This window comes from Mycoplasma feriruminatoris, from assembly GCF_000327395.2.
In the GTDB taxonomy this organism is placed as follows: domain Bacteria; phylum Bacillota_I; class Bacilli_A; order Mycoplasmatales; family Mycoplasmataceae; genus Mycoplasma; species Mycoplasma feriruminatoris.
This window is the reverse complement of the sequence record NZ_CP091032.1, coordinates 382,244-406,723: the sequence shown is the minus strand read 5'-3', so window position 1 is coordinate 406,723 and position 24,480 is coordinate 382,244. Positions and strand designations below refer to the sequence as shown.

Genomic DNA, 24,480 nt, shown 5'->3' with positions numbered 1-24,480 from the left:
TTTATTTTTTTTACTAATTTAATTTTAAGATATTAAAAATAAAGTTGATATATTATTTAAAATTAATCATTTATTTTTTAATTTTAAACAACTTTAAACACTTCAAGATTTGAATTTTATTTTAATTTGTTATAAAACAACAAAGTATAAAACTTTTATCCTAACCGATTTTAAGTTTTATACGGGAGGAATTATGAAGAAATTAATTGCTTTATTATCATCAATGATGATAATATCAACAGCTAGTTTACCAGTAATTGCTTGTCATAAAAAAGAATATAAATTTGAATCTAACAATTCACTAACAAATACAAAAATTGCTGCTAGTTTATTTGCTAAAGACTTTATTTTAGCAGATCAATTACAACTAAATTATCAAGAAATTAAAAACTTGAATGAAAATCTAGAACTACTAACTAGTAAAAATGATTTATCTATTGATAAAAATGAAATAGATACTAGTTTATTAAAATCAACAAGTCAATTTATTGATAAATATTTTGAAAAAGATTCTTATAAAAATGTTTTAGATAAAAATATAAAACTTGATTCAGATAAGAGTTTAAATAATTCTGTATTAAATGAAGTTTTTAAATTACTTAGTTTAGATATAAATAATGCTAATAAAACAAGTGATGATATTATCAAAGTTTTAGAATTTAGTTCTAAACTAAATCCTATGTTTATGTTTAATCATTTTTCAAATATTGATTCTTTATTAAAAGAAATGTTTAAAAACATTAAACCTAATCTAAAATCTTGATTAGAATCTTTATCACAACCCAATAAAAATGCAATTGAGATTATTAAAAAATTTGAACAAAAGATTGATGTAAATAAAAATTATAAAGATCTTAAATTAGAAGATCTTAATAAAGCTTTTTATACTAGTTTAACTAATGCTATAGGTTTAGGATTAAGTTCTAAAACTTATAAAGTAGTTGAATTAGATATAAAAAATCCTAATGAATCTTTAAAGCAAGCTAGTCAAAATCTAGCATCAATTATAAATAATAAAAAAGAATCTGAAAAAAATAGAGAATGAGAAATTGTTGTTTATACTTTACAAGCTTTACAATTTTTACAATTAAAATTAAGTTTATTTGATAGTACTAGAGAATATAATCCAAAATCAACTGATCATTTATTTAGTGATAATAAATCAAATCAAGAATTTATTAAAGATGCTTATAAAGATAAAACAATAGGCAAAATAACTGAAAATAAACCTTCTTCTATTAATTTAAAATACTTACTGTCCTTTTTTAAAAAACCAGTTGAAGAGTTATTAGATAAAGAACAAAAAGATGGATATCAATTGCAAAAATTATTAGCAATGTTGTTTTTATCAACTCAAAAAGTTGAATACTCTACAAATGGGCTTAAAGCTGATGATCCTAAAGATTATTATGAAAAACAACAAGCACATCCTTCAATTTATTTATTGTCTACTCTAGCAAAGGATTTTTTAGTAGAAAAACTAACTCCTTTATTAGCAAAAAATAATGTTAAAGAGGAAAATGTTAAAAAATTAATTGAACGTTCTATTCCTTATATTTATAAATGAATATCATATGCATCAACAAATCTATTAACTGGAGCAAAGAATTTTAATGAAACAATTAGCGATCTATTTGTTAAGGTATTACCTTCTATTGTAGAAATAGTTCAAGAAGAAACAAAATTAATAGGTGATGATATAGTAAAGTTTAAGAGTTTTGCCTTTCCTTTATTATTTGAACAAATAATAGAACCAACTTTAAATGTTGCGTTTCCAGTGACAATAAATAATAAAGATAATAAAAATTCCTTTAAAACTTTTTACAGTGGTGATATCTTCATAGTTAAAAAAATTGATGAAATGTTTAAAACATTTAAAGAAAAAATAGAGAATTTATTTAAAAAATTCGGTTCTTTTATACCTGTAAAATCTGAAGATATTCCATTTACTTTAATTCAACATTACTTTGATACTTTTAAAAATAACTTTGATTCTATTTTTAAAAACGTTGAACGCTTTAATCTAAAAACTTTACTAACAACTCCACTTAATAAAATGAATGAATCTTGATGAAAAGATAAAACATTTGCTAAAGAATATCAAAATAAATCAATTGCTGATAATTTAAATAAGTTATTAAACGATTTGAATGTTAAAGGTAATGAAAAATTAGATCAATTAAAAAGTACAAATATCAATCTAACTGTTTTAACTAAAATTACTTCAAAAATTGAAAAATATGATTATAAAGCACCTAATGTTACATATGATCTAAATTCTAATTTATTAGATATTTTAAAATCTAATCCAGATAAAACTTTACAAATAATTGGATGAACTTCAGATAAAAATAATCCAATAGCAAAAGATTCATTATTAGATGTGATATTTAATGAAGGTTTAAATATTAATACAAATAATAAATCTGATAATTCACAAAACACTATTAACTTATTATCAAAATTCTTATTATCAGTTAATGATTCTTTAAATACTAAAATAAATGAAAAGAAATATAGTATTACATATACATTTTTAGATGATAAGAAAAATAGATATAATCAGTTAATTTCTCAACATTTAGAAGCTAAGTTTATAAATAATAAAAATAAAACTACAACTATGTATTTATTTGATTATTCTAGAAATAAAGATTCTAAATTTAAATTTACAAAAATAACAAAAAATTAGTTTTTTATTATAAATTTGAGTTCAAATGTATTAAAAACATTTGAACTTTTTTATTTTTATTTAATCTTGTTTTAAAGTAGTTTTATTGGCAATATCTAAGTGTAGAGTACTTTTTTTATAGTATTTTACTTGGAGAAATTATGAAAAAACTAATTGCAATTTTATCTTCATTTATGATGATAATAACTGCTAGTTTATTAATAATTTCTTGTCAAACTAAACAATTCAAATTTGAAACTAACAATTCTATAATAAATACCCAGACAATTGCTAGTTTATTTGCTAGACAATTGATTTTAGCAGATCAACTAAAAGTTGATTTAAACAAAATTAATAATGATAAAGAAACACTAAGTGTTTTATTAAAAGAAAATAATTTAAAATTAGATAATTTGGATAAAAGTATTAATGACTTAAATGATCTAGATGATCTTGTTGATAAATATTTTGAAAAAGATTCTTATAAAAAGTTTTTAAATCAAAATATTAAACAGAATATAAAAAACAATTTAAATAATCCTATATTTAAAGAAATTTTTAAATTTTTTGGATTAAAAGAAACTGATATAGATAAATTTAGTGATGATATTTTAGATATTTTAAATTTAACACTTAATTTAAATCCCATTTTTGCTTTTTCTACTTTTGATAAAATTGATAGTAATTTAAAAGCAATTTTTTTAAAAATTAAACCAAGCTTTTCAAATTGAATAAAAACTTTAAATAGTTCAAAAGAAAATTTATTAAAAAAAGTTGAAGATTTTCAAAACAAAATTGATGTAAATACAAAATATAAAGATTTAAAAGCACAAGATTTAGATGCTGCTTTTTATATAAGTTTAATTAATGTTATTAGTTTAGCTTTTTCAATAAAAGAATTTGAACTAGTAGAAATAAATGTTAAAAACATTAATGAATCATTATTAAAAGCTAGTAATTTATTAAATAAAGTTTTAAGTTCTTTTAAAAATAAAACTGATAATAAAACTAATATAATAGAAATAATTTGTTATATTTTACAAGCTCTTCAATTTTTACAAATTAAACTAAGTTTATTTGAAGATACTAGAAATTACACACCAGAATCAAAAGATAAATTATTTAATAAAGATAAAACTAATCACAAATTTATTCAAGATCTTTATAAAGATAAAACTATAAAAACTATAACTAATCAAAAACCATCATCAATTAATTTAAAATACATACTTTCATTTTTTAAAAATGCTGTTAATGAATTAAAAGATGAAAATAAAAAAGATGGAATCGAGTTACAAAAGTTATTAGCAATGTTGTTTTTACCAACTCAAAAAGTCAAATATCGTAAAGATATTGATGAACAAAAAGAAAATAAAGAAATTAATGATTATTATAAAAATTTAAAAGCTCATCCTCTAGTTAGTTTATTAGTAGATATATTAAAAAATTATTTATCAAAAAATCTTAAATTACTTTTAGAAAAACAAAAAATAACTAGTATTGAAATTGATAAATTTATAGATGAATCAATTGCTTATTTATATAAATGAATATCATTTGCTTTAAATAGTTTATTATCATCAAGTTATGATGCATATGAAATATTAGATATTTTATTTGCTAATGTAATACCAAAAATTTTAAATTCACTACAAACTAATACTGATATTTTAAAACCATACATCAACCAAGCACTTATTTTATCAATACCACCATTTGTATTTATGTTATTTTCATCAAAATTAGACATTGCTTTTCCTATATTAACTGATAGAAAAATAGATGCTTTTAAAGTTTTATATAGTGGAGATATTTTTTTAGTTAATAAACTTGATGATATGTTTGATACTATAAAAGATACTTTTAAAACAAAATTAGAACCTTTATTTGGTGATCAAAAAATTTCTTATGAAATTATAAAAAAATATTTTGATTTATTTAAAGAAAAATACAATTTTGTATTTAAAAATATTAAACATTTTAATTTAAAAACTTTATTAACTACTTGTCTTAATAAAATAAATCAAACAAAATGAAAAAATATAAATTTTTTAAAACCTTTGCAAAGTAAATCTATTGCTGATATTTTAGATACTTTAATAAACACTTTTAATGTTCAAAATAATGAAAAATTAGATCAATTACAAAGTTCAAATATTAATCTAACTAGTTTAAACGATGTAGCTAAAATAATAGTTAATTACACATATAAAACTAAAGATCTCAACTACAAAAACAAAAACTTAATTGATATTTTAAAATCTAATCCAGATAAAACTTTAGAAATTTTAGGATGAACTTCAGATAAAAATAATCCAATCAATAAAAGATCATTAATTAATGAGTTTTTAACTAAAGTATTTAATTTAAAAACAAACAACTCAGAAAATGTTTTAAATCAAATTGAAAAAATAACTAATTTATTAAATGAATGGTTTGTTGGTAAAATAACAAAATCTGATATATTAATCACATTTAATTTTACTAACACTAAGAAAAACAAATTAGATCAATTATTATCACAAACTTTGATTGCTAGTGTAAAAAATAAAATTACAAACACACAAACTAAATACACTTTTAGTTATTCTAGAGATAAACAATCTAAATTTAAATTCACTGAAATTTCAAAAAAATAATTAGTAAAATAAATTAACAAGTATACAAGATCTTAAGTTTTTAAGATCTTGTTTTTTTATGTTTTTTTAAAAATTATTGGACTTTTTTTATGTTTTTGTTGTTTTTAACTTTTGACTTATTTTTATTGGCAATATTTTAATGTAAACCACTTTTTAATAGTGTTTTACTTAGGAGAAATTATGAAGAAATTAATTGCAATTTTATCTTCAATGATGATGATAACAACTGCTAGTTTACCAATAATTGCCTGCCATACTAAAGAACATAAATTTGAAAATAACAACTCAATAACAAACACTCAAACTTCTGCTAGTTTATTTGCTAAAGAACTTATTTTAGCTGATCAACTAGGAATCAATTTAAAAGAAATTCAAAATAGAAATCAACAAAAAGACTTAGCTTTATTATTAGATGAAACAAATTTAAAATTAGATAATAATGATTCAAATATTAAAAATATCAGTTCATCAAATGAACTTATTAATCAATATTTTGAAAAAGATTCATACAAAAATAAAGATGTATTAGATTCAAAAATCAAATTAGATGCACAAAAGAAATTAGATAATCCTTTATTTAAATTACTTGGATTAAGCATAACTGATTCAGATAAATTTATTGATGATATTACAAATCTTTTAACTTTATTAGTTAATTTAAATCCAATGTTTATTTCTTCAAATTTTGATCAAAGTAACACTACTTTACAATCATTTTTTAAAAATATTAAACCAAGTTTAAAAACACTATTTAACTCAATTTCTAATTCAAAAGATGTAGTAAATAATGTTAAAGAGTTTCAAGAAAAACTTGATGTTAATGTAAAATACAAAGATCTAAAAGTTGAAGATTTAGATATTGCTTTTTATACAAGTTTAATTAATGCTATAGGTTCAGGATTAAATCAAAAAGAGTTTAAAGTTGTTGAAATTGATACTAATAATATTAATAAAACCTTAGATAATACAGCAGAAATGTTAACTAAATTAATTAGCTCACCTGCTAAATCAAATCAAGGTAAAGAATGAGATATCATTTTATACACTCTACAAGCTCTTCAATTTATACAATTAAAATTCAGTTTATTTGAAAACATAAAATCTCATACTCCAACTTCAGCTAATAACTTATTTGATGCTAATAAAACAAATCAAGAATTTTTAACTGAACTTTATAAAGGTAAAACTATCGAATCTATAACAGAAAAAAAACCTTCATCAATTAATTTAAAATACATACTTTCATTCTTTAAAAGCGCTGTTAACGAATTAAAAGATGAAAAGAAATTAGATGGATATGAATTACAAAAACTTTTAGCAATGTTGTTCTTATCACCAAATAAAGTAGATTATCCAGATAAAATAAATGCAGATGATTCTAAAGAATATTATGAAAAGAAAAAAGCTCATCCATTTGTCACTTTATTAACAGTAATAGCTAAAAATTTTGTAGAAAAAAATCTTGCAACTTTTGCCCCAAAAGACAAAGATAATATTAAAAAATTTACTGATGAATCAATTCCCTATCTATATAAATGAGTTTCATTTGCTTTAGCTAATCTACTAACTGGTACTAATAACGCCTATGAAACTTTAGGTATATTGTTTACTAAAACAATGTCACCTATCTTAACTTCCTTATTTAAACACATTACTACATTAAAAGAAAAAGTTAAAGATAAAGAAGCATTAATTCCAGCAGTTCCTGGATTGTTATTTGCTCTTGGACTTGCTGAAACTCTAAAAATTGCATTTCCAATAATTACTAATGGTAAAGATGAAAATAAAAATTCATTCAAAATTTTATATGGTGGAGATGTATTTTTAGTTAATAAATTAGATGAATTTTTTGAAGCACTAAAGAATAAGATCACAGAAAAAATATCTGAGATTGGAATTACTGCTGATCAAATTCCATTTGACCAAGCTAAACCTTATTTAGAAATATTTAAAGGTGTTTATGATCAAATATTTAAAAATGTAAAACATTTTAATTTAAAAACTTTATTAACTACTCCAATTAATAAAATAGATCCTGATAGTTGAAAAGATAAGAACTTTTCAAAATCATTACAAAATAAATCTATTGCTGATATTTTAGATACTTTATTAAATGGACTTGGTGTTAAAGGAAATGAAAAATTAGCTGATTTATCTAGTTCAAATATTAGTCTAACTGGTTTAACTGATGTGGCATCATTAATTGAGAATTACACTTATAAAGTTAATGGAATTGATTATAAAAATAAAACTCAATTACTTGACATTTTAAAAGATAACTCAGATAAAACTTTAGAAATTTTAGGTTGAACTTCAGATAGTAAAAATCCAATTGGAAAAGGTTCATTAATTGATGTATTTTTATCTAAAGTATTTAACTTTAAAACAAATCAAAACACTGATAAATCAGAAAATGCCATTAATCAATTAGCAAAACTTATTTCACTAACAAATAGTTCATTAGATGATTCATTTGATTATGAAAATATAGATATTCAATTCGAATTTACTGATACAAAGAAAAATAACAAAGACCAATTAATAAGTGAAACTCTAGTTGCTAAAGTTAAAAATAAAACTAATAATACTGAATCTAAATACTCATTTAGTTATTCAAGAGATAAACAGTCTAAATTTAAATTTACAAAAATTACAAAAAACTAAGTAATCAAAGTTAAGTGGTTGACAAGATCTTAATTTATTTAAGATCTTGTTTTTTTTATAATTTTTAATAATTTTTTATAGTAATTAAGAGCTTTATAACATAAAAAACAACTATTTTCTAAAAAACTAAGTATTTTCTAAAACTTAGGTTATTTTAGCTAAAAACTATTGTTGTTTTTCTATATTTATGTTATTTTCTACTTTTAACCTACTTTTATTGGCAATATCTAAATGTAAAACATTTTACAATAGTGTTTTACATAGGAGAAATTATGAAGAAATTAATTGCAATTTTATCATCAATGATGATGATAACAACTGCTAGTTTACCAATAATTGCCTGCCATACAAAACAAAAAGAAACTAAATTTGAAAATAATAACTCTATAACAAATGCCCAAACAACTGCTAGTTTATTTGCTAAAGAGCTTATTTTAGCAGACCAACTAAAAGTTAACTTAGAAGAAATTAAAAAAGAATATAATAATAAATCACTAACTGATTTACTAAAAGACAATAATTTAAAATTAGATAACACTGATAGTAGTATCAGTGATGTAAAAACATTAAACGATCTTGTTGATAAATACTTTGAAAAAGATTCATACAAATCTGGATTAGATTCAAAAATTAAACTAGATTCAGAAACTAAAAAACCTTCTATTCCTTTATTTAGTGAAATTTTTAAACTAATTGGATTAGGTACAACTGATTTAGATAAATATAGTGATGATATTTTAAAAATATTAGAACTAACAACTAGTTTAAATCCAGCGTTTTTAGTGACTGGATTTGATTCAGTAAATAGTACTTTAAAATCATCTTTTGAAAAAGTTAAACCTTATTTAAAAGAGGGATTAGAAAAATTAAGTAATCCAAAAGTTGATTTTACAAAGGACGTTGAAGAATTTCAAAATAAAATTGATGTAAATAAAAATTACAAGGAACTAAAAGCCGAAGATCTAGATAATGCATTTTATACATCAATAGTTAATGCTGTAGGTTTAAGTGAAGTTGGAGCTAGATATACTCCAGTAAAAATAAAAACTGAAAATGCCTCTAAATCATTAAAAGAAGCAGCAGAAGCATTAAGCAAAGCATTAAATGGTCCTGGTCAACCTGCTACTGGTAAAGAATTAGAAATTGTTGGTTATATTTTAGAAGCCATTCAATTCTTGCAAATAAAATTAAGTCTATTTGAAAATGCTAGAGACTATACTCCTAAAGCTCCTAATAATATTTTTGATGCTACTAAAACAAATCAACAATTTTTAATAGAACTTTATAAGGATAAAAATATAGAAAAAATAGTTGCTGATAAAAAATCATCTATTAATTTAAAGTACATTTTTTCATTCTTTAAAAAGGCACTTGATGAATTAAAAGATGAAACTAAAAAAGATGGATTTGAATTACAAAAACTATTAAATATTTTATTCTTGTCACAAAATAAAGTAGAATACCCAGAAACCAGTACTCCTGATAATGCAAAAGATTACTATGAAAAAAACAGTGCTCATCCTGTTGTAACTGTTCTAACCGTTCTAGTAAATGATTTTTTAAACAAAAAAGTTAAACTAATCTTACCATTAATTGGTGGAAGCACAAAAGAAGATGAACTTAAAAAAGTTATTAGTGATTCACTACCTCATTTATATAAATGGATGGGTTATACATTAAATAACTTGTTAACAGGAACAAAAAATCTACACGATTCTTTATCTACCCTATTTGTTAAAGTTATTCCTGCTATTCTAACTAGTTTGCAAAAAAATACAAAATTAATTCCTGATTCATATAAAGATAAAATACAATTACTGCCTTTCCTACTTGCTGTTTTAATTGATGAAGTATTAAGTGTTGCCTTTCCAATTTTAAAAAAGGATGATAAAAATACAAATTCATTTAAAGATCTTTATAGTGGTGAAGTATTTTTAGTAAACAAAGTTAATGCAATGTTCAAAAAATTTAGAGAAACAATAGATGGAATACTAAAAAACGTAGGTCAAGACTCAAGAAGTATCCCATTTTCTACAATCAGAGGTTTCTTAACTACATTAGAAAACGGTTATGATAAAATCTTTAAAAACGTTAAAGAATTTAACTTAAAAGGTTTACTAACAACTCCATTAAATAAAATTGATGAAGCTTCATGAAAAGATAGAAAAGCTTTAAAACCTTTACAAAGTAAATCTGTTGCTGATATTTTAGATACAATATTAACTGGACTTGATGTTAAAGGAAATGAAAAATTAGCTGAATTAACTAGCTCAAATATTAATCTAACTGGTTTAACTGATCTAGCTAAAGTAATGGATAAATATGAATACAAACCTAATGGATTTGATTACAAAGGTAAAACTCATCTACTAGAAATTCTAAAAGAAAATCAAGATAAAACTCTAGAAATCATAGGTTGAACTTCAGATAAAAATAATCCAATTGGAAAAGATTCATTACTAGATACTGTATTAAATAAAGTATTTAATGTTGATACAAGTAAAAAAGACGATAAATCAGAAAATGCTGTTAACCAAATATCTAAGATTATTACTACTTTAAATAATTCATTAGATAAACTTATAATTGATGAATCTAGTGTTGAAATTAAATTTGAATTTAAAGATACTAAGAAAAATAAATCAGATCAATTATTAAGTGAAACTTTAGTTGCTAAGGTTAAAAATAAAAATGATAAAAGTGAATCTACTTATTCATTTAGTTATTTAAGAGATAAACAAGATAAATTTAAATTTACAAAAATTACAAAAAATTAATCTAAATTAGTTAGTAAAAAAGCAAGACCTAAGTCTTGCTTTTATTATTTATAAATTATAATCCTAACTCTTCATCAGTTTTTAAATCTAAAGCTGATCCAATGTATGAAAAGATTTCAGGAGATTGTTTAATATATTTTCCTTCAATAATTCTAATAACACTTTCAATAGTATCATTTAAAGGTACATATTGACCTTTTTGTTTTGTAAATTGTTCTGTCATAAAGAAATATTGAGTAAAGAAGTTTTCTAATTGTAAAGCCTTTTTAACTAGAATTTTACTTTCAGCATCTAATTCATCAAATCCTAAAATTAAAATAACATCTTCTAGATCTTTATAAGCTTTTAAAATTCTTTTAACTTCAATAATAGCGTTAAAATGTTTTTTACCAATTAAAGTTTCATCAACTGAACTAGAAGAACTTGCTAGTGGATCAAAAGCTGGAAGAATGTTTTTAGCAGCTTGATCTCTTGATAAAACTAGATTTGAATCTAAGTGGTTAAACACAGCAACAGCTGAAGGATCACTTAAATCATCCATTGGTAAAAACACAGTTTGAAATGAAGTAATAGCTCCGTTTTTATTTTTAAATAAACGATCTTGAATATTTGCAACATCACTTTCTAAAGTTGATTGATATCCTCCAACTGAAGGTTTTTTACCAAGTGTTGCACTTACTTCGTTTTCTGCTTGAATAAAACGATAAATATTATCAATAAATAATAAAACATCTTCTTTTTTAACATCTCTTAAATACTCAGCAGCAGTTACTCCAATTGGAACAATTGACATACGTGCTCCTGGTGATTCGTTCATTTTTGAAACAAACATAGTTGAGTTTTTCATTAAATTAGATTCAGTTAATTCATCATAAAGTTCAATACCTTCTCTTGAACGTTCACCTGATCCAATAAAAATATTTGAAGTGTTCTTATATTTATTATTAACATTAAAAATGATTTCTTTCATTAAAACAGTTTTACCAACACCAGCTCCACCAAATATTCCCAATTTAAATCCTTTAAAAATTGGAATAAAAAAGTCAATTGCTTTAATACCTGTTTCAATTAATTCAAATTCAGTAGTTAATTCTCTTTTATTATTAATAGTTGAGTTCATTTCAACATATTCTTGTTTTTCATCATGTTTATTATTTAATGAAACTCCAGTAAAGCTAAAAATATTGTTTTTAGCTTTACTTCCTACTGGAACCATAAAACTTTTTTTAGTATTAATAACAGGATCGCTTAATGAAATTTGTTTAGAAGCATAAATAATGATTGCTTTAATATTAGTATCATTAATAACACTTTTTACTAATAAATATGTTTGATTATCATGAGTTGTTAGTAATTGATTAATTGATGGTAAATTTGATGGTTCAAATTGAACTTCAATTACATCTCCAGATATACTTATAATCTTTCCGTTCATTATTTATCTCCTAACTTTTTAGCAGTTTTTTCTAAAAATGATTGATCTAATGATAAGAAATCATATTCATTATCAATTTCTCAATTTAATCCAACATAATCAGAATATTGTTTTAAAGCAAATGCAAAATAATTTTTCATCATTTTGTCATCATAATCATCACCATTTTTAATGATTTCAAATTGTTTTTTACCGTCACTATAGTTATTAATTAATTCGTCTAAAAATAACAATGCTTTTTTCTCATCTTTAATATTTCTAATTAGTGATCAATTAATGATCTTTGTCATTATTAAAACAAAGTTATATGAAAATAGACTAAATCCTTTTGAAGTAAATAATTTATCTATCATTTGTCCTTTATACATTAAATCACTAACTTCGTCATTTAATTTATAATCTAGCATTGATAGTTTTAAATGTCTTTTATATTTTCTATAGATTTTATTAATTTGACCAGCAACAGCCCTAGTAGTTTTGTCTTGTACGCTTCCACCAGTTCTTGACACTGAAAAATCAATATCAATAGCTGGTAAAATACCTTGTGAAAATAATTTGCTACTTGTAACAATTTGTCCATCAGTAATTGAAATAACATTTGAAGCAATTAAACTAGTTATATCATTATCTGTTGTTTGGATAATAGGTAATGCTGTAATAGTTTTTCTATCTTTAAAAGACCCTGCTCTTTCTAGTAATTGAGAATGAGCAAAGAACATATCACCAGGCATTGCTTCTTTTCCAACAGGACGGTTACTTAATAAAGCAATTTCTCTAAAAATGTTTGCATGCTTTGTTAAATCATCAAAAATGATTAATACATCATCAGTTAATGAAATATTTTCAGCATGAGCCATTCCTATATATGGTGCTAAATATTGCTCATAAGCACTAATTGCTGGAGCATCAATAATAATAGTGTTATGTATAGCTTTGTATTCTAATAAAGTTCTATAAATTTTAGAAACACTTTCTCTTTTTTGACCAATTGCTACATAAACACATTTAACACCATTTCTAGCTTGATTAATAATAGTATTTAATGCAATGTGAGTTTTTCCAGTTTGACGATCACCAATAATTAATTCACGTTGACCTTTACCAATTGGTATTAATAAATCAATTGCAGTTAGTCCAGTATATAATGGTTGATTTAATCTTTGAACTTTCATTAAATCGTGACTTAGTTTAAAGATTTCATCAGATGGATCTTTTTCATTCTTACTTATTATTTCATTAGTTGGTAAAATTGCATTTCCATATACATCAATTACTTTTCCAAAATGTTTTTGTGAAGTAAAAATTTCACTTGAACCTTCAAATAAAACTAATTCATCTCCAATAGCTAGTTTATTAGCTTCTAAATTAGCTAATAAATAAGCAGTATCATTTGTAGCACTAATTAAAAATAATCTAGCATCTTGATTTTTTAGTGATGTAAACACTTGTTGTTGGCGGTAATCAAATTCACCTTTAATTTCTACAATATAATCAAATATTGCACTAATTTTTGGAAGAGTATGATTTTGCATATTCTTTTTATTCATTATTTTATCCTTTCATTCCTAAAATCAATAAAATTATTCCCATAACTGAACTAATAGCTGAAATACAACTAGTAACAATAAAGATTAATTTAGAATTTTTATTTTTCTTTTTAGTTTTTATTAATAGAATCAATAAATTAGTGATTATAAATAATAACCCTAATGACAATAATATAGAACCAATAATAATTGCTGTTTTATTAGTAGTTTGGTTTCTTTGACTTAATTTATCAATAGCTTTTTGATAATTAGCCATGAATTCTTTGTAGTCTTCACTACCTTTTGAAATTTGTTTTCCAGTTAAAAGATTTCTTAAAATCTCAACATATTCTCTAGTATCTTTTAAATCATCAGTATATTTATTAAATCATGATGATATACCTAGATTTTTAGTTAATTGGTTAGCTGTTGTTGTTAGTTTTAAAATAGAATGTTCTAAGGCTTCATAAAGTTGATCATAATATTTTAAATCTAAATCTAATTCTTGAGCTCTTCTTAAATGTGAATTATAAGTTGATTCATCATTTGTTAATTGGTCTAAGTCATATTTAACATTGTTAAATGCTTTAACTAGTACATATCAACCTGGATTGTTATTTAATTTTGAAGCACTAATTGCTCTTAGTAATGTTTCAAATAAAGGACTAGCTTTTTTATTTGCCCAATTAGTGTAATCACCAAGTTGATCAGATTCATCTATTTTTTGATAGTTATTAATAATATTGTCAAATCATAAAGATTTGAAATTAGTACTACTTACTATTTGAGTAGCGGCATTTACTAAACTAAATAATGATTCTTGTAATGAATCATGAGCTAAACTGTTATAGTTAATTTTTTCATCTAATAAAAGCGCTTTATATAACTTATTAAATTCTTTTTCGATATATTTAGATTCTTTTTCTAATAACATTAAAAATCTTCAATCTTTACCAATTTGTACATTTTCATAAATATAAGTTCTTGAATTACCGTTTTTAGCTTGATCAGTAATTCTTACTACAACACTATTGTTATCCAACACTTGATCAACTGTATATTTAAATCTAGTGTTAATCGGATTTAAAAAGAAGAAATATTTTTCTTTTTCTTCAGGTTGGGCACTACTTAAATTGCTTTTTAAATTAGAAAGATCATAACTTGCAAACTGATAATTAATATAAGGTTCTAAATTTGGTAAAGACTCAACTGCTTGGGTTATTTGACTACTTGGGGGATTAGTTGGGACAAGCGGTTTATTAGTTGGATCAGGTAATGTTGGTTTTGTTGGAGTTGGAGTTGGTTTAGCTTCGTCGACAATTTTAAATTTTTGGTTTTGTTCTAAATCAAAGTGCGTAAATCTTTTAGAAATTTTTTCTTTAATATATTCATTTCAATTTTTATGTTTTTTATCATTAAGAAAGACAGTATATCCATCTACCTGGGTGGTTGTCTCTGATCTTGAACTTGAATTTGTACCATTACTAGGTGTTAAAAAAATATCTTTTCCAAACTCTAAAATATCTTGATTTTGATATATCATTTTCTTAACATCTGCTTTTCAAGTTTTAAGATAATTATTTACTGCGTCATCAAACTCTTTACTATTTATAAAATTATCTTGGGGTTTAGAATCGGGAGCTAATTTATTCTTGCCATTAATAACATCAGAGTAGTCAAGTTTTTTCTCTTTGTTATTAATGTCTTTTGTTTTATCAGTTGATAAACCAACTTTAACATCAGAGTAGTCTTTTCCCTCAAATTTTACAGTTGCTGTATACAATTTTTCTAAATTTGCTATGACATAAGGAAAAGTAATATTAAACCCTAGTTCATCAGGCTTTTCAGTTCAGTTTTTTTCCTTATCAAAATATTTTTTTAACTCTGTTAAATATGTCTTTCTTTCAATTTTTTCAAAGTATTTATTTTTATCTGTTTCAGGACTTTTCAAATCACCTATTTTCTTCAATTCTTCATCTAAAAAAGAATTAATTTCGTTTTTGACTTCCTCAATTCCTTTTTTTAATTGCTCTTTTAATTTTTCTTTAAAAGTACTAAAAGTAGGATCTTTTTCTCTTTTTCCTCTTGTATTAAATGTTTCATAATTGCCATTATTTGTACCATTAGTTCCTGAACCACCAGTACCTGTAGTTCCTGAACCACCTGAACCTGAACCAGTTCCACCATTACCTGCTCCAGAACCAGAACCACCATCTTGTTTATAACTAATAAAACTTTCTTGGTTTTTAGTAACTAAAAAACTAGGTAATATAATTGAAGAACTTGTTATAGTAACAATACTAATTAATTTTAAAAGTCTTGAGTGATTTTTATTTATTTTCATATTGCTCCTCTTTTAAACTAAAAAAGTTCTTCATTTTTAAAATATATTGCTGGTTTTTTAATTCACTTAAATTTAAAAAACTACTAATATCTAGTCCAATTTTTTGAATAGTTTCTAATTGTTTTACTTGCTTATTTACTTCTGCTAATTCTTTATAATAAAGTTTTTTTAGATTAGTTTTATAAAAGAATTTTGGTCTAGATAAAGTATTAATTATAATTTGATTATTATTAACAATAATGTTCGTATTTTTAACAAACAGATATTTAGTTCTTTGGTCTAGAACAACTAGTTTTAATAACAAGATTTCATATCCCAAAACAGCATTTTCATTTAATAACTGTCATTCACCTTCTTGGTCAACATTAAAATACACTTGACAAGATTCGAATTTAGTAACATTTTTATTTTCAATAAAATTAATTGTGACGTTAAAATATCTATGTATCATTAATTAACACCACCTTTTAATAAAAACTTTTTATTATTACTTGTTAGTAAAACTATTTCTTCTATCTCTTTTTCTCTTTTGATTCTAATGATTTTTTTCTTAATCTTTTTAATTTCTTCTTCTACTTCATTAATTGTTTTATTAGTTTTAATTAATTGATTTTTTGCTTTATAAAAAGAAGATTCAACTAATAATGAATTAATAGAAGTAATTAAAAAATTATCAATTTGAGTTAAAAGATACTGATCTATGCTTGGATAAATTTTTATATTTTTAATATCTGGTAAATTAATTTCTTGTTTAGTTTCAACTAGTGAATCTAAATCAAATTTAGACAAAGGTAAAATAGTAAAACTACCCTGATTATTTTTATTTGAATTAATTACACAGTGTAAACTAGCATAATTTTGTTCACTAAATAAGAACTTAATAATTTGAGTTAATTTTCAACAAACTTCTAAATCTCTATTTTCTGAATCAATTTCATAAATAAGATTTAACTTATTTTCTTTACAAAACTTACTAGCTCTTGAACCAATACTTATAAAATCTGCTTGTTTTAATTTAGCTGTTTTTAAAATATGCTGTTCATATCTTGAATATGAATCTGTTGCAAATTCTTGTTCTTCAGTTACATAAATTCATAAATCTCTTTTTTGAAACAAAAAGTTATTTAATTTATTTATAAAACTAAAACTTTTATTTTCTAAAGTAATTAATGAAGTTTTAATGTTATAGTGTTGTTTTAATAACAAAATCATTTCCTGGCTAGTTAAGGCATTATTTACATAAAAATTTAATAAACTATTTTGTTTAATAATGTCAATTAATAAAATGTTTTTGTCATTACGAACTTTGTTTTCGATTTTGACTAAACTTTCTAGTTTATTTTCAACTTTTTTTAAATCCATACTAACCTCTATAAACTACATATTCTTTATCAAAAACTACTTTTAATAGATTAGTGCTTTTAGAAATAAATAAGATAATCTTTGGAAAAATTTCAACATAATTTTGTTCTTGTAATAATTGTTGAACATACTTATTAAATACTTTTAAAAGTTGATTTAACTTTTCATTTTTACTAGTTTTTAAATTAATAGCTTCAGTATTACTATTTTCTTTTTCAGCTAACATTGGAACTAAAATATCATTACTGTATTTTAAATTAACATTAAAAGTAATTACAAAATCATCTAAAACAAGATCAAACTTCTTTTCAAAACCTTCTTTATACATTTTTTCAAACTCTAAGTATTCTTTTGAACTAAATCCAAGTTTACATTCTAATAAAACACTAGCTAGTAATTTTTGATAATCAATATAAGAATTGTTATTAACAATCTCTTTATATAAATCAAAAACTTCAAAAGAACCTAATTCTGGTTTTTTAATTTCTTTTTTTTTCATTGTTCTCCTTTAATTAGTTTTAGTGATTTTACTTAAAACTATACTCATATTAATTAGAATATAAACTAAACTAATAGTTTTAATAACTACAACTAGCATACTTACTGTTTGTGTTAAAGTTAATCCTGATATTAAAAAGTTAAATGACTTATTATTAATTGATAATAAAACATAGTTTAATCCAAATAATAACATTACAATAAACACTAATAATAAATTAATTGTAATTAAAACATAAGCCTGATAAGAAACATATGGATGTCTTTTAAAATGTCAATATAAAGTAGTTAATGAACAAATTACAGTTATTAATAAGTTAATAAATGAAACTTCAGCTTTATCATATATAAAAGTTGAAATCATAAATACAGTTCATAATATTCATTGATAAACAATTAAAGCACTATATCTAATTAACGGACTTTTAATTTTGTTTTTAAAATAAACAAAATAAGTAAATAAGATAAAAATAATAAAGTTCAATACTCCAAATAATATGAATAAATATTGAGTATGAGAATTGGTGTTAAATAATTTATGAGTCGGGTTTATTTTTAATCAAAATAAACTAATAAATCAAATAAATACACTAAATAACATTACAACATAGTATGACATTCTATTTTTAATCAAATCAATACTAAATTGTTTATAAATTAGTGTTCAAATTCAATAAATCTTTAAACCTATAAATAATAGTCCTAAAACTAGTGAACCTGTAAAAATAATTAAAAAGTTAGTAAAAGTTTTAACTGTAAAAGTTAGTAGGATGTTTTTATAAAAACTATTATTAACAATCATTAATCCAACTTCATTATTTTTAGATCATAATAAAAAGATAATTAAAGTAGCTAAACATAATAAAGTTCTTGAAGTTATATCAACATATAAAGGTAGTTTATTTGAATAAATTAAAGGGTTAATTTTTCTTTTAGTATAGTAGTTAAATAATGTAAATGAAATATCAACAACTAATAAAACTACTAAACCATAGATTAGATTGATTATTTGTTTTGAATCTTTGCTTGTAAAAGTAAAAAATAAAACAAATGCTGAAAAAGAAATTCCTAAATATAATGAAAACCAAATATTATAAATTTTTAAATGTGGTTTATTCGTTTCTATATTTAAATAAGCTTTTTTTAATGGATAAAAGTATAAAAAACCTAAAATTGAAATTCTAAATAATAAAACTCAATTAAATTCTTCATATATAGGTTCACTAAAATTTAAGAAATATATAGGACTAATAATTTTTTTATTAAAGATCCCATAATCTCTTAACATCAATAGCAAAACTAAAGAAACAAATAGATATGATAATGTAAAAATCTTATAAACTGATATTCTAGAAATTACTTTATTTTTTTGTAGTAAATATTTAGCATTATCATAAACTTTCTGTTGTTCAAATAAAGTTTTGTGCATTAATTTTCTCCTTAAAAATAGAAAATAAAGAATGAATTAATCTTTATTTTTTATTAGTTTTATTCATTATAATCATCATGGTTTTCATGAAAATTAGTTTTTTTAAATTTAAATTGTTCTGGAATACCTTGTTCTCTACTCAACCCATTTTTAAATAAAGCAGTTTTTACATTCTTATTTTTGTATTTTTTGTATAATGAATATCTATATGAGTTAACTTGATGTTCAGCACCACCATAAATTAAATCATATTGAACCAAATTATACTTACCAAATAAACCTTTGTAATCGTATCCTGGTGATCTAAATGCTACTGCTAATCCAGTTTTTGCTGAATTATTAGCGGAATGAAACACTCCAATTAATTCATTTTTATTATTTCTAACACTAGACCCACTAGCACCACCACTTGGTGCATAAAATCTAGGCATTATCTGTAAACCATATTGGAAATATTCCTTTCCATTTAATCTATATAATTTATTTCCAACCCTACTTGAAGCTATAAATGCATCAGTTAGTCCAGGCTTATCAATAAACGATCTGTACCCAATTTGATATGATAATGATTCTCCTTTTTCTAGTAGATAGTCGGGGAATTTCTTAGCATACCCTTCTTTTTGTGATAATTCATTATAATATCTTTGATCACTATTTGTTCACAATGAAAAATTATATTTTTTAACAGCTTGTTGGTCATCATCTTCATATTGTTTAAAATAGTAATCATCTTTAGCGGATGGATAACCTAAAACAAATAAGCTTTCTAATTTCTTAAATTTTTCCAATTCATCAGTTTTTGTTGGATCAAATCTCAATATACGGTCAATTTCACTATATTTATTTTCTTCTAAATAAGATGAAGATTTAAACTTAACTTTTTTATCATCAGGAAGACTAGCATAATCATTAGTGATATCAGATACTATATCTTTTATTTCTTTACCTTTGTATTCATTAGTAATTATTTTTTCTTGTCTTTGAACTCAAAAAGAATTATTACTATTATCGGTTTTGAAATTTTCTAATAACTTTTCAAAATCAATTTCGATTACTGCAAAATCAGCATATATACCAGCTTTTTTGAATTTTTCTTTTTGACTAGATTCTAAGAATTCAGTAGGCCTTTGCTCTTTTTTAATAAAATCAGTAGCATGAAAAATTACATTAACAGCATCTTTTAAATTATTAGAAAAATTAAAAGTCTTAAAATTAGGATCTAAGGCGTTTAATTTTAATGTTTGACCTACAGCAACACTTTTATCGATTCTAGTTAATGACATAGAAGAAAGGTTCTTTTTAATGGCTTTGGCAACATGCGAATTAGTTCCAAAATAAAATTTAGTTGAATCTTTGCCATTTTTATTGGCACCATTTTCAGAAATTACATGATCTAAAATTCACATTGTACCACTTACAGGTCTAATTGAATTATTATGAGTATCCTCAGCTTTTTTCTCGTATTCTTCAATTTCTTTTTTTTGTCAATTTTCTAAATCTTTTTTTTCAAATTTCTCTAATCTTTGTTTTTCCTTTTCATACTCTTCTTTTAATTTTTGCTGATTTTTAGTTAATTGTTCTATATGCCCAGGGTATTTATCTTTATCTGTATTCTTAATTTCTAGCTCAATTTGTTCATTTTTATATCTAAAATCAATACCTAAATTATTTAATTGAATAGACATATATGACTTAAATTGTTCATCAGTTCATTCATTTATTTTTTGAATAAACTCTCTTGCTTCTTCAATTTCTTCTTCGTATAAATTAGGTGATCTAAAACTTACTTGAAAAGTTTGAGCTGCAATGTTTTTGTATGTTTCATTTGGAATAGTTCTAGCCAAGCCATTAGTTCTTGCTTGATCTCTTCCTAATGAATCAACAACAGAAGGACCTTTACCAGTTTCAGGGCCATCATTAACCTTTAGACCAGTAACATCACCATTATTTCCATAAACAGGTAAAGTAAATCCTTTTAGAGCAGCATTGTAATATTCGTCAAACTTAACTTCTTTTGCCTTTTTATTAAAATCATTAATTTGATCATTTGTTATTGTAATATCACGAATTTTTTTAATATTTCCAACTTTATCACTAGGATTAGCTTGTAAGGAATTTTGTAATATATCAATATATTTTTTATTATCAAAATCAAATCTATTAATTAAATCTAGTTTTATATATTTTTCAAAACCACCAATTTCATTAAAATATGCATATTGATTACCAACAATTCTTCCGTTTTCATCAAATCCTTGATTAGATAGTAAACCACTAAATTTAATTATTTTAGTTTCCTTTGCTCCAGTGTGAGAGTTAATAAAAGTCAGAGAAACTTCTGCTGTTCCCTCTCTATTAGACATATTAAAATTTTGCCCATTTTTTGTACTTACACTATTAACTATTACATTAATTTTATTTTTATTATTTCCTTTAAAAATTACAGAAAGCATTTTAGGATTATTTTCTCATTGAGATGGCAGAACTTGATTTTTAGGAATTACTCTAGAATTAAGTTTAAATGACAAATCAGCGTATTCTTCTAACTTATTTGAATCATTTATATTGTTTATTATTTTATTAAACTCAATATCATTTAAAGGTTTTTTATCATCTCTACTTAATTTAGTTCCACAAGCAACTACTAAAAAACTAGAAGAAGTTATAGCAACAACACTAAATGAAGTTAATATTTTCTTAAACATATATTATGAAATCTCTCTTTTCTAAGTAATGATAGAATTTGTAGAACTCTCAACAGTAAATCCTAGGTTTCTTAATTGACTTTCTAGAGCGGAATTTCCTGAATCTACTTGGATAATTTTATTAGCTTTTAGTGCTTCATTATATTCAAAGTATTTTTTAAGGTTTTCAATAGCAGAATCATCTAAACTAGCACCTTTAATTCTCATTTTTGTAGTGGTATTACCATTACTAAAATGAAGTTTTGGTTTTTCTGGACTATTACCAGTTGATAAATGCTGCATATTAGCTTTACTTAATTCATCTGATGAAATTTCAAAAACAGAATCATTATTATATAGGGTTAATTCTGTAATCTTTCTAGAACCATTGCCAGGATTTTGAATATCTCCAAATTCTAAACCTCTTAGCGATTTGATTTGAGTAACTCTTGAAAAATCTAATCCGGTTGGATAACTATTATCTCCCAATTTAGTATCAGGATTATTTCCAGGACCTAAACCACCTTGAAAAATTGGTTCATTATTTCTTGCATAATATGCAATTCTTAATCCATCATTAATTCTTTGAAAATCATTATTCCCATTATAATCTTTAGCATCAAATGCTAATGTATTAAATGTTACTCTTGTGTAAATGTTTGCATTTCTACCATATTGAGCACTTACATTATAGTCAATAGTGTTAATTCACTCTGTCTTTTTAAATGATAATGGATTAAATGATCAGGCTTTTTTCAATGAGTTCCCATTAGTATATAAAGAAAGTTCTTTAATACTTTTATTTTCTAAATTTATCAAGCTTGCTGTACTTGGATCTCTATCTGAGAAAAATAGTTCTAATTGTGGTATTTCATCAGGAAGGGCAGCTAAAATATCACCAAATTTTTGACTAGTATCTTTAGCTCCCATATTTTTAATTCTGTATGAAGTAATTTTTTGACCTCTACTTTTAAATTCCTTAATTAAACTTTCTAATTTTTGATAACCTTTATCATTAGAAGCATCTACTTCAACAACAACTCCTTCGTTAATCAAACCATTTTTCTCTTCAACCTTATCTTTTCGTTCAAGCTTAGTTATCTTAATTCCTTCATCTTTTTTAATATTATAAGTTTTGAATGTTGAGTCATTTTCAACATCAATTTCTGTTTTTATTCATCCTGGGTAATCACCATTCTCTATACTATCTGATGATCTATTATAATAACTGTTATATCCAAAAACTCTTCTTTCTGAATTATCTCTTTGCAAACGGCTAGTTACTGTATTATGAGAATCAGGTGGTGATCAAGCATTAGAATCAATTTCACCATTTTCATTAATAAATGCATTTCTAGGATCAATTGTTAAACCTTCTTTTAAATAAGCTTCAGATCTAGAAGCCATTTTATTAAATTTAGATTTGTCTAAATTAAGAATTAGTCAAATTCTTAATTGGTCTCTATCCAATTCTTGCTTTTTCTTAGGATACTCAGGTTTGGCAGAATCTTTTAAAAATTCTACAACTTTACCTGAATCTAGTAATTTTATATAACGGTCTATAAAATTTTGATAATCATGTTGTCTTTTAATAGTTTCTGTTACAGTCGCTATATCTTCATTTGAACTAAGATTTGACGCCACGTTAAAAAATGTGTTGTCAAATAGCCCAACACCTTTACCTTCAGCACCACCTAAAGCACGATCCACAACATTTTTTCTTAATTGGTCAGTAACTTCTATACTTATAATTTTACCAACTATTTGATTAGTGTATGGTTTGGGATTAGATAGTCCTCTTTCCTGATCATATTTATGCACTGTAAAACCAGGATATCCCTCAACCTCACCTTCAACTTGAGTTCCAGCAATAGTTATTGTTTGTTTATTTCTAACCTTAGTTTCAATTTTAGGTTTTTCTTCAGGTGAACTAGTTGCGCGGTTAGTTTCAGGAATTGCTGGTTGCGGTTTATCTTGTTGTTTTTCAGGTATTATAATAACCTTTTTTTCTTCTTTAACAGTTGGTTGAAGATTTTCACCTTCAACCTTTCTAATATTATTATCTCTATTTGATTTAATAGAATTTGGAGAAATTGCATCATTAATTGGGATCAAGGTAGCATCAACTATTCCATTAGAATCAACTTCTTTTGCTAAAGAATTATCAGCTATTGAATAAAAAACAGTTGATCCTAAACTAGCTGAAGTCATTAAGCCAGCTAAAATTGCAAATGCTAATATTTTATTTTTCTTCTTTTTTAATAAATTCATTAATTCCTCCAAAAAATATTGTGTTCATTTATTTTATATTATTTTATTTAAATTTAATATGTTGAATTATATTTTCAAAAATTTATATATAATCCACGAATTTATCACAAAAAATTTTACCACACAACAATACAGTTTTTTTTTTTTTTTTTTATTATTCAATTAAAACAAAAAGTTCAA

At 23.4% G+C, this 24,480-nt stretch carries 13 protein-coding genes; 4 read left to right on the top strand and 9 right to left on the bottom strand.

Annotated features, from left to right (window positions below):
• Window positions 1–193 precede the first annotated feature (193 nt).
• The 4 genes from D500_RS01710 to D500_RS01695 all read left to right on the top strand — a co-directional run bounded on the left by D500_RS01710 (window position 194) and on the right by D500_RS01695 (window position 10,751).
• Window positions 194–2,692, top strand: a complete 2,499-nt coding sequence (locus D500_RS01710; RefSeq protein ID WP_008362973.1) for an MOLPALP family lipoprotein — start codon at window positions 194–196, stop codon at window positions 2,690–2,692.
• A 140-nt stretch (window positions 2,693–2,832) separates the two neighbouring features.
• Window positions 2,833–5,310 carry an MOLPALP family lipoprotein gene (locus tag D500_RS01705; protein ID WP_239759485.1) on the top strand — a complete coding sequence of 826 codons (2,478 nt, stop codon included), beginning with the start codon at window positions 2,833–2,835 and terminating at the stop codon, window positions 5,308–5,310.
• A 180-nt stretch (window positions 5,311–5,490) separates the two neighbouring features.
• Window positions 5,491–7,974, top strand: coding sequence for an MOLPALP family lipoprotein (locus D500_RS01700; RefSeq protein ID WP_239759478.1), 2,484 nt, complete (start codon window positions 5,491–5,493; stop codon window positions 7,972–7,974).
• A 272-nt stretch (window positions 7,975–8,246) separates the two neighbouring features.
• Window positions 8,247–10,751, top strand: a complete 2,505-nt coding sequence (locus tag D500_RS01695) for an MOLPALP family lipoprotein (RefSeq protein WP_008363147.1) — start codon at window positions 8,247–8,249, stop codon at window positions 10,749–10,751.
• Between the two features lie 55 nt (window positions 10,752–10,806).
• Here the strand turns inward: D500_RS01695 and D500_RS01690 are convergent, their stop codons facing one another.
• The 9 genes from D500_RS01690 to D500_RS01650 are packed head-to-tail and all read right to left on the bottom strand — an operon-like array spanning window position 10,807 to window position 24,300.
• A complete protein-coding gene (locus D500_RS01690) occupies window positions 10,807–12,186 on the bottom strand; it encodes an MSC_0618 family F1-like ATPase beta subunit (RefSeq protein WP_008363145.1) in 1,380 nt (459 codons plus the stop codon).
• Complete coding sequence (locus D500_RS01685; protein ID WP_008363143.1) at window positions 12,186–13,733, bottom strand: MSC_0619 family F1-like ATPase alpha subunit; 1,548 nt, start codon at window positions 13,731–13,733, stop codon at window positions 12,186–12,188. Before D500_RS01685 ends, D500_RS01690 begins: the two co-directional genes overlap by 1 nt.
• A gap of 4 nt (window positions 13,734–13,737) precedes the next feature.
• Window positions 13,738–16,056 carry an MSC_0620 family F1-like ATPase-associated subunit gene (locus tag D500_RS01680; protein WP_008363141.1) on the bottom strand — a complete coding sequence of 773 codons (2,319 nt, stop codon included), beginning with the start codon at window positions 16,054–16,056 and terminating at the stop codon, window positions 13,738–13,740.
• On the bottom strand, window positions 16,043–16,507 hold the full coding sequence (locus D500_RS01675; protein WP_008363139.1) for an MSC_0621 family F1-like ATPase epsilon subunit: 465 nt from the start codon (window positions 16,505–16,507) through the stop codon (window positions 16,043–16,045). The genes D500_RS01680 and D500_RS01675 overlap by 14 nt, the downstream gene beginning before the upstream one ends.
• Window positions 16,507–17,418: an MSC_0622 family F1-like ATPase gamma subunit gene (locus D500_RS01670; protein ID WP_008363136.1), complete on the bottom strand. Its 912-nt coding sequence runs from the start codon at window positions 17,416–17,418 to the stop codon at window positions 16,507–16,509. The genes D500_RS01675 and D500_RS01670 overlap by 1 nt, the downstream gene beginning before the upstream one ends.
• A gap of 1 nt (window position 17,419) precedes the next feature.
• The gene (locus tag D500_RS01665; protein ID WP_008363134.1) at window positions 17,420–17,917 is read right to left on the bottom strand and encodes a DUF2714 domain-containing protein; all 498 of its coding nucleotides are present in this window, start codon (window positions 17,915–17,917) and stop codon (window positions 17,420–17,422) included.
• A gap of 9 nt (window positions 17,918–17,926) precedes the next feature.
• On the bottom strand, window positions 17,927–19,345 hold the full coding sequence (locus tag D500_RS01660) for an MSC_0624 family F1-like ATPase-associated membrane protein (protein ID WP_008363132.1): 1,419 nt from the start codon (window positions 19,343–19,345) through the stop codon (window positions 17,927–17,929).
• Between the two features lie 59 nt (window positions 19,346–19,404).
• Window positions 19,405–22,050, bottom strand: a complete 2,646-nt coding sequence (gene mip, locus D500_RS01655; RefSeq protein WP_008363130.1) for an Ig-specific serine endopeptidase MIP — start codon at window positions 22,048–22,050, stop codon at window positions 19,405–19,407.
• A gap of 21 nt (window positions 22,051–22,071) precedes the next feature.
• Window positions 22,072–24,300: a putative immunoglobulin-blocking virulence protein gene (locus D500_RS01650; RefSeq protein WP_008363128.1), complete on the bottom strand. Its 2,229-nt coding sequence runs from the start codon at window positions 24,298–24,300 to the stop codon at window positions 22,072–22,074.
• Between the last annotated feature and the right edge of the window lie 180 nt (window positions 24,301–24,480).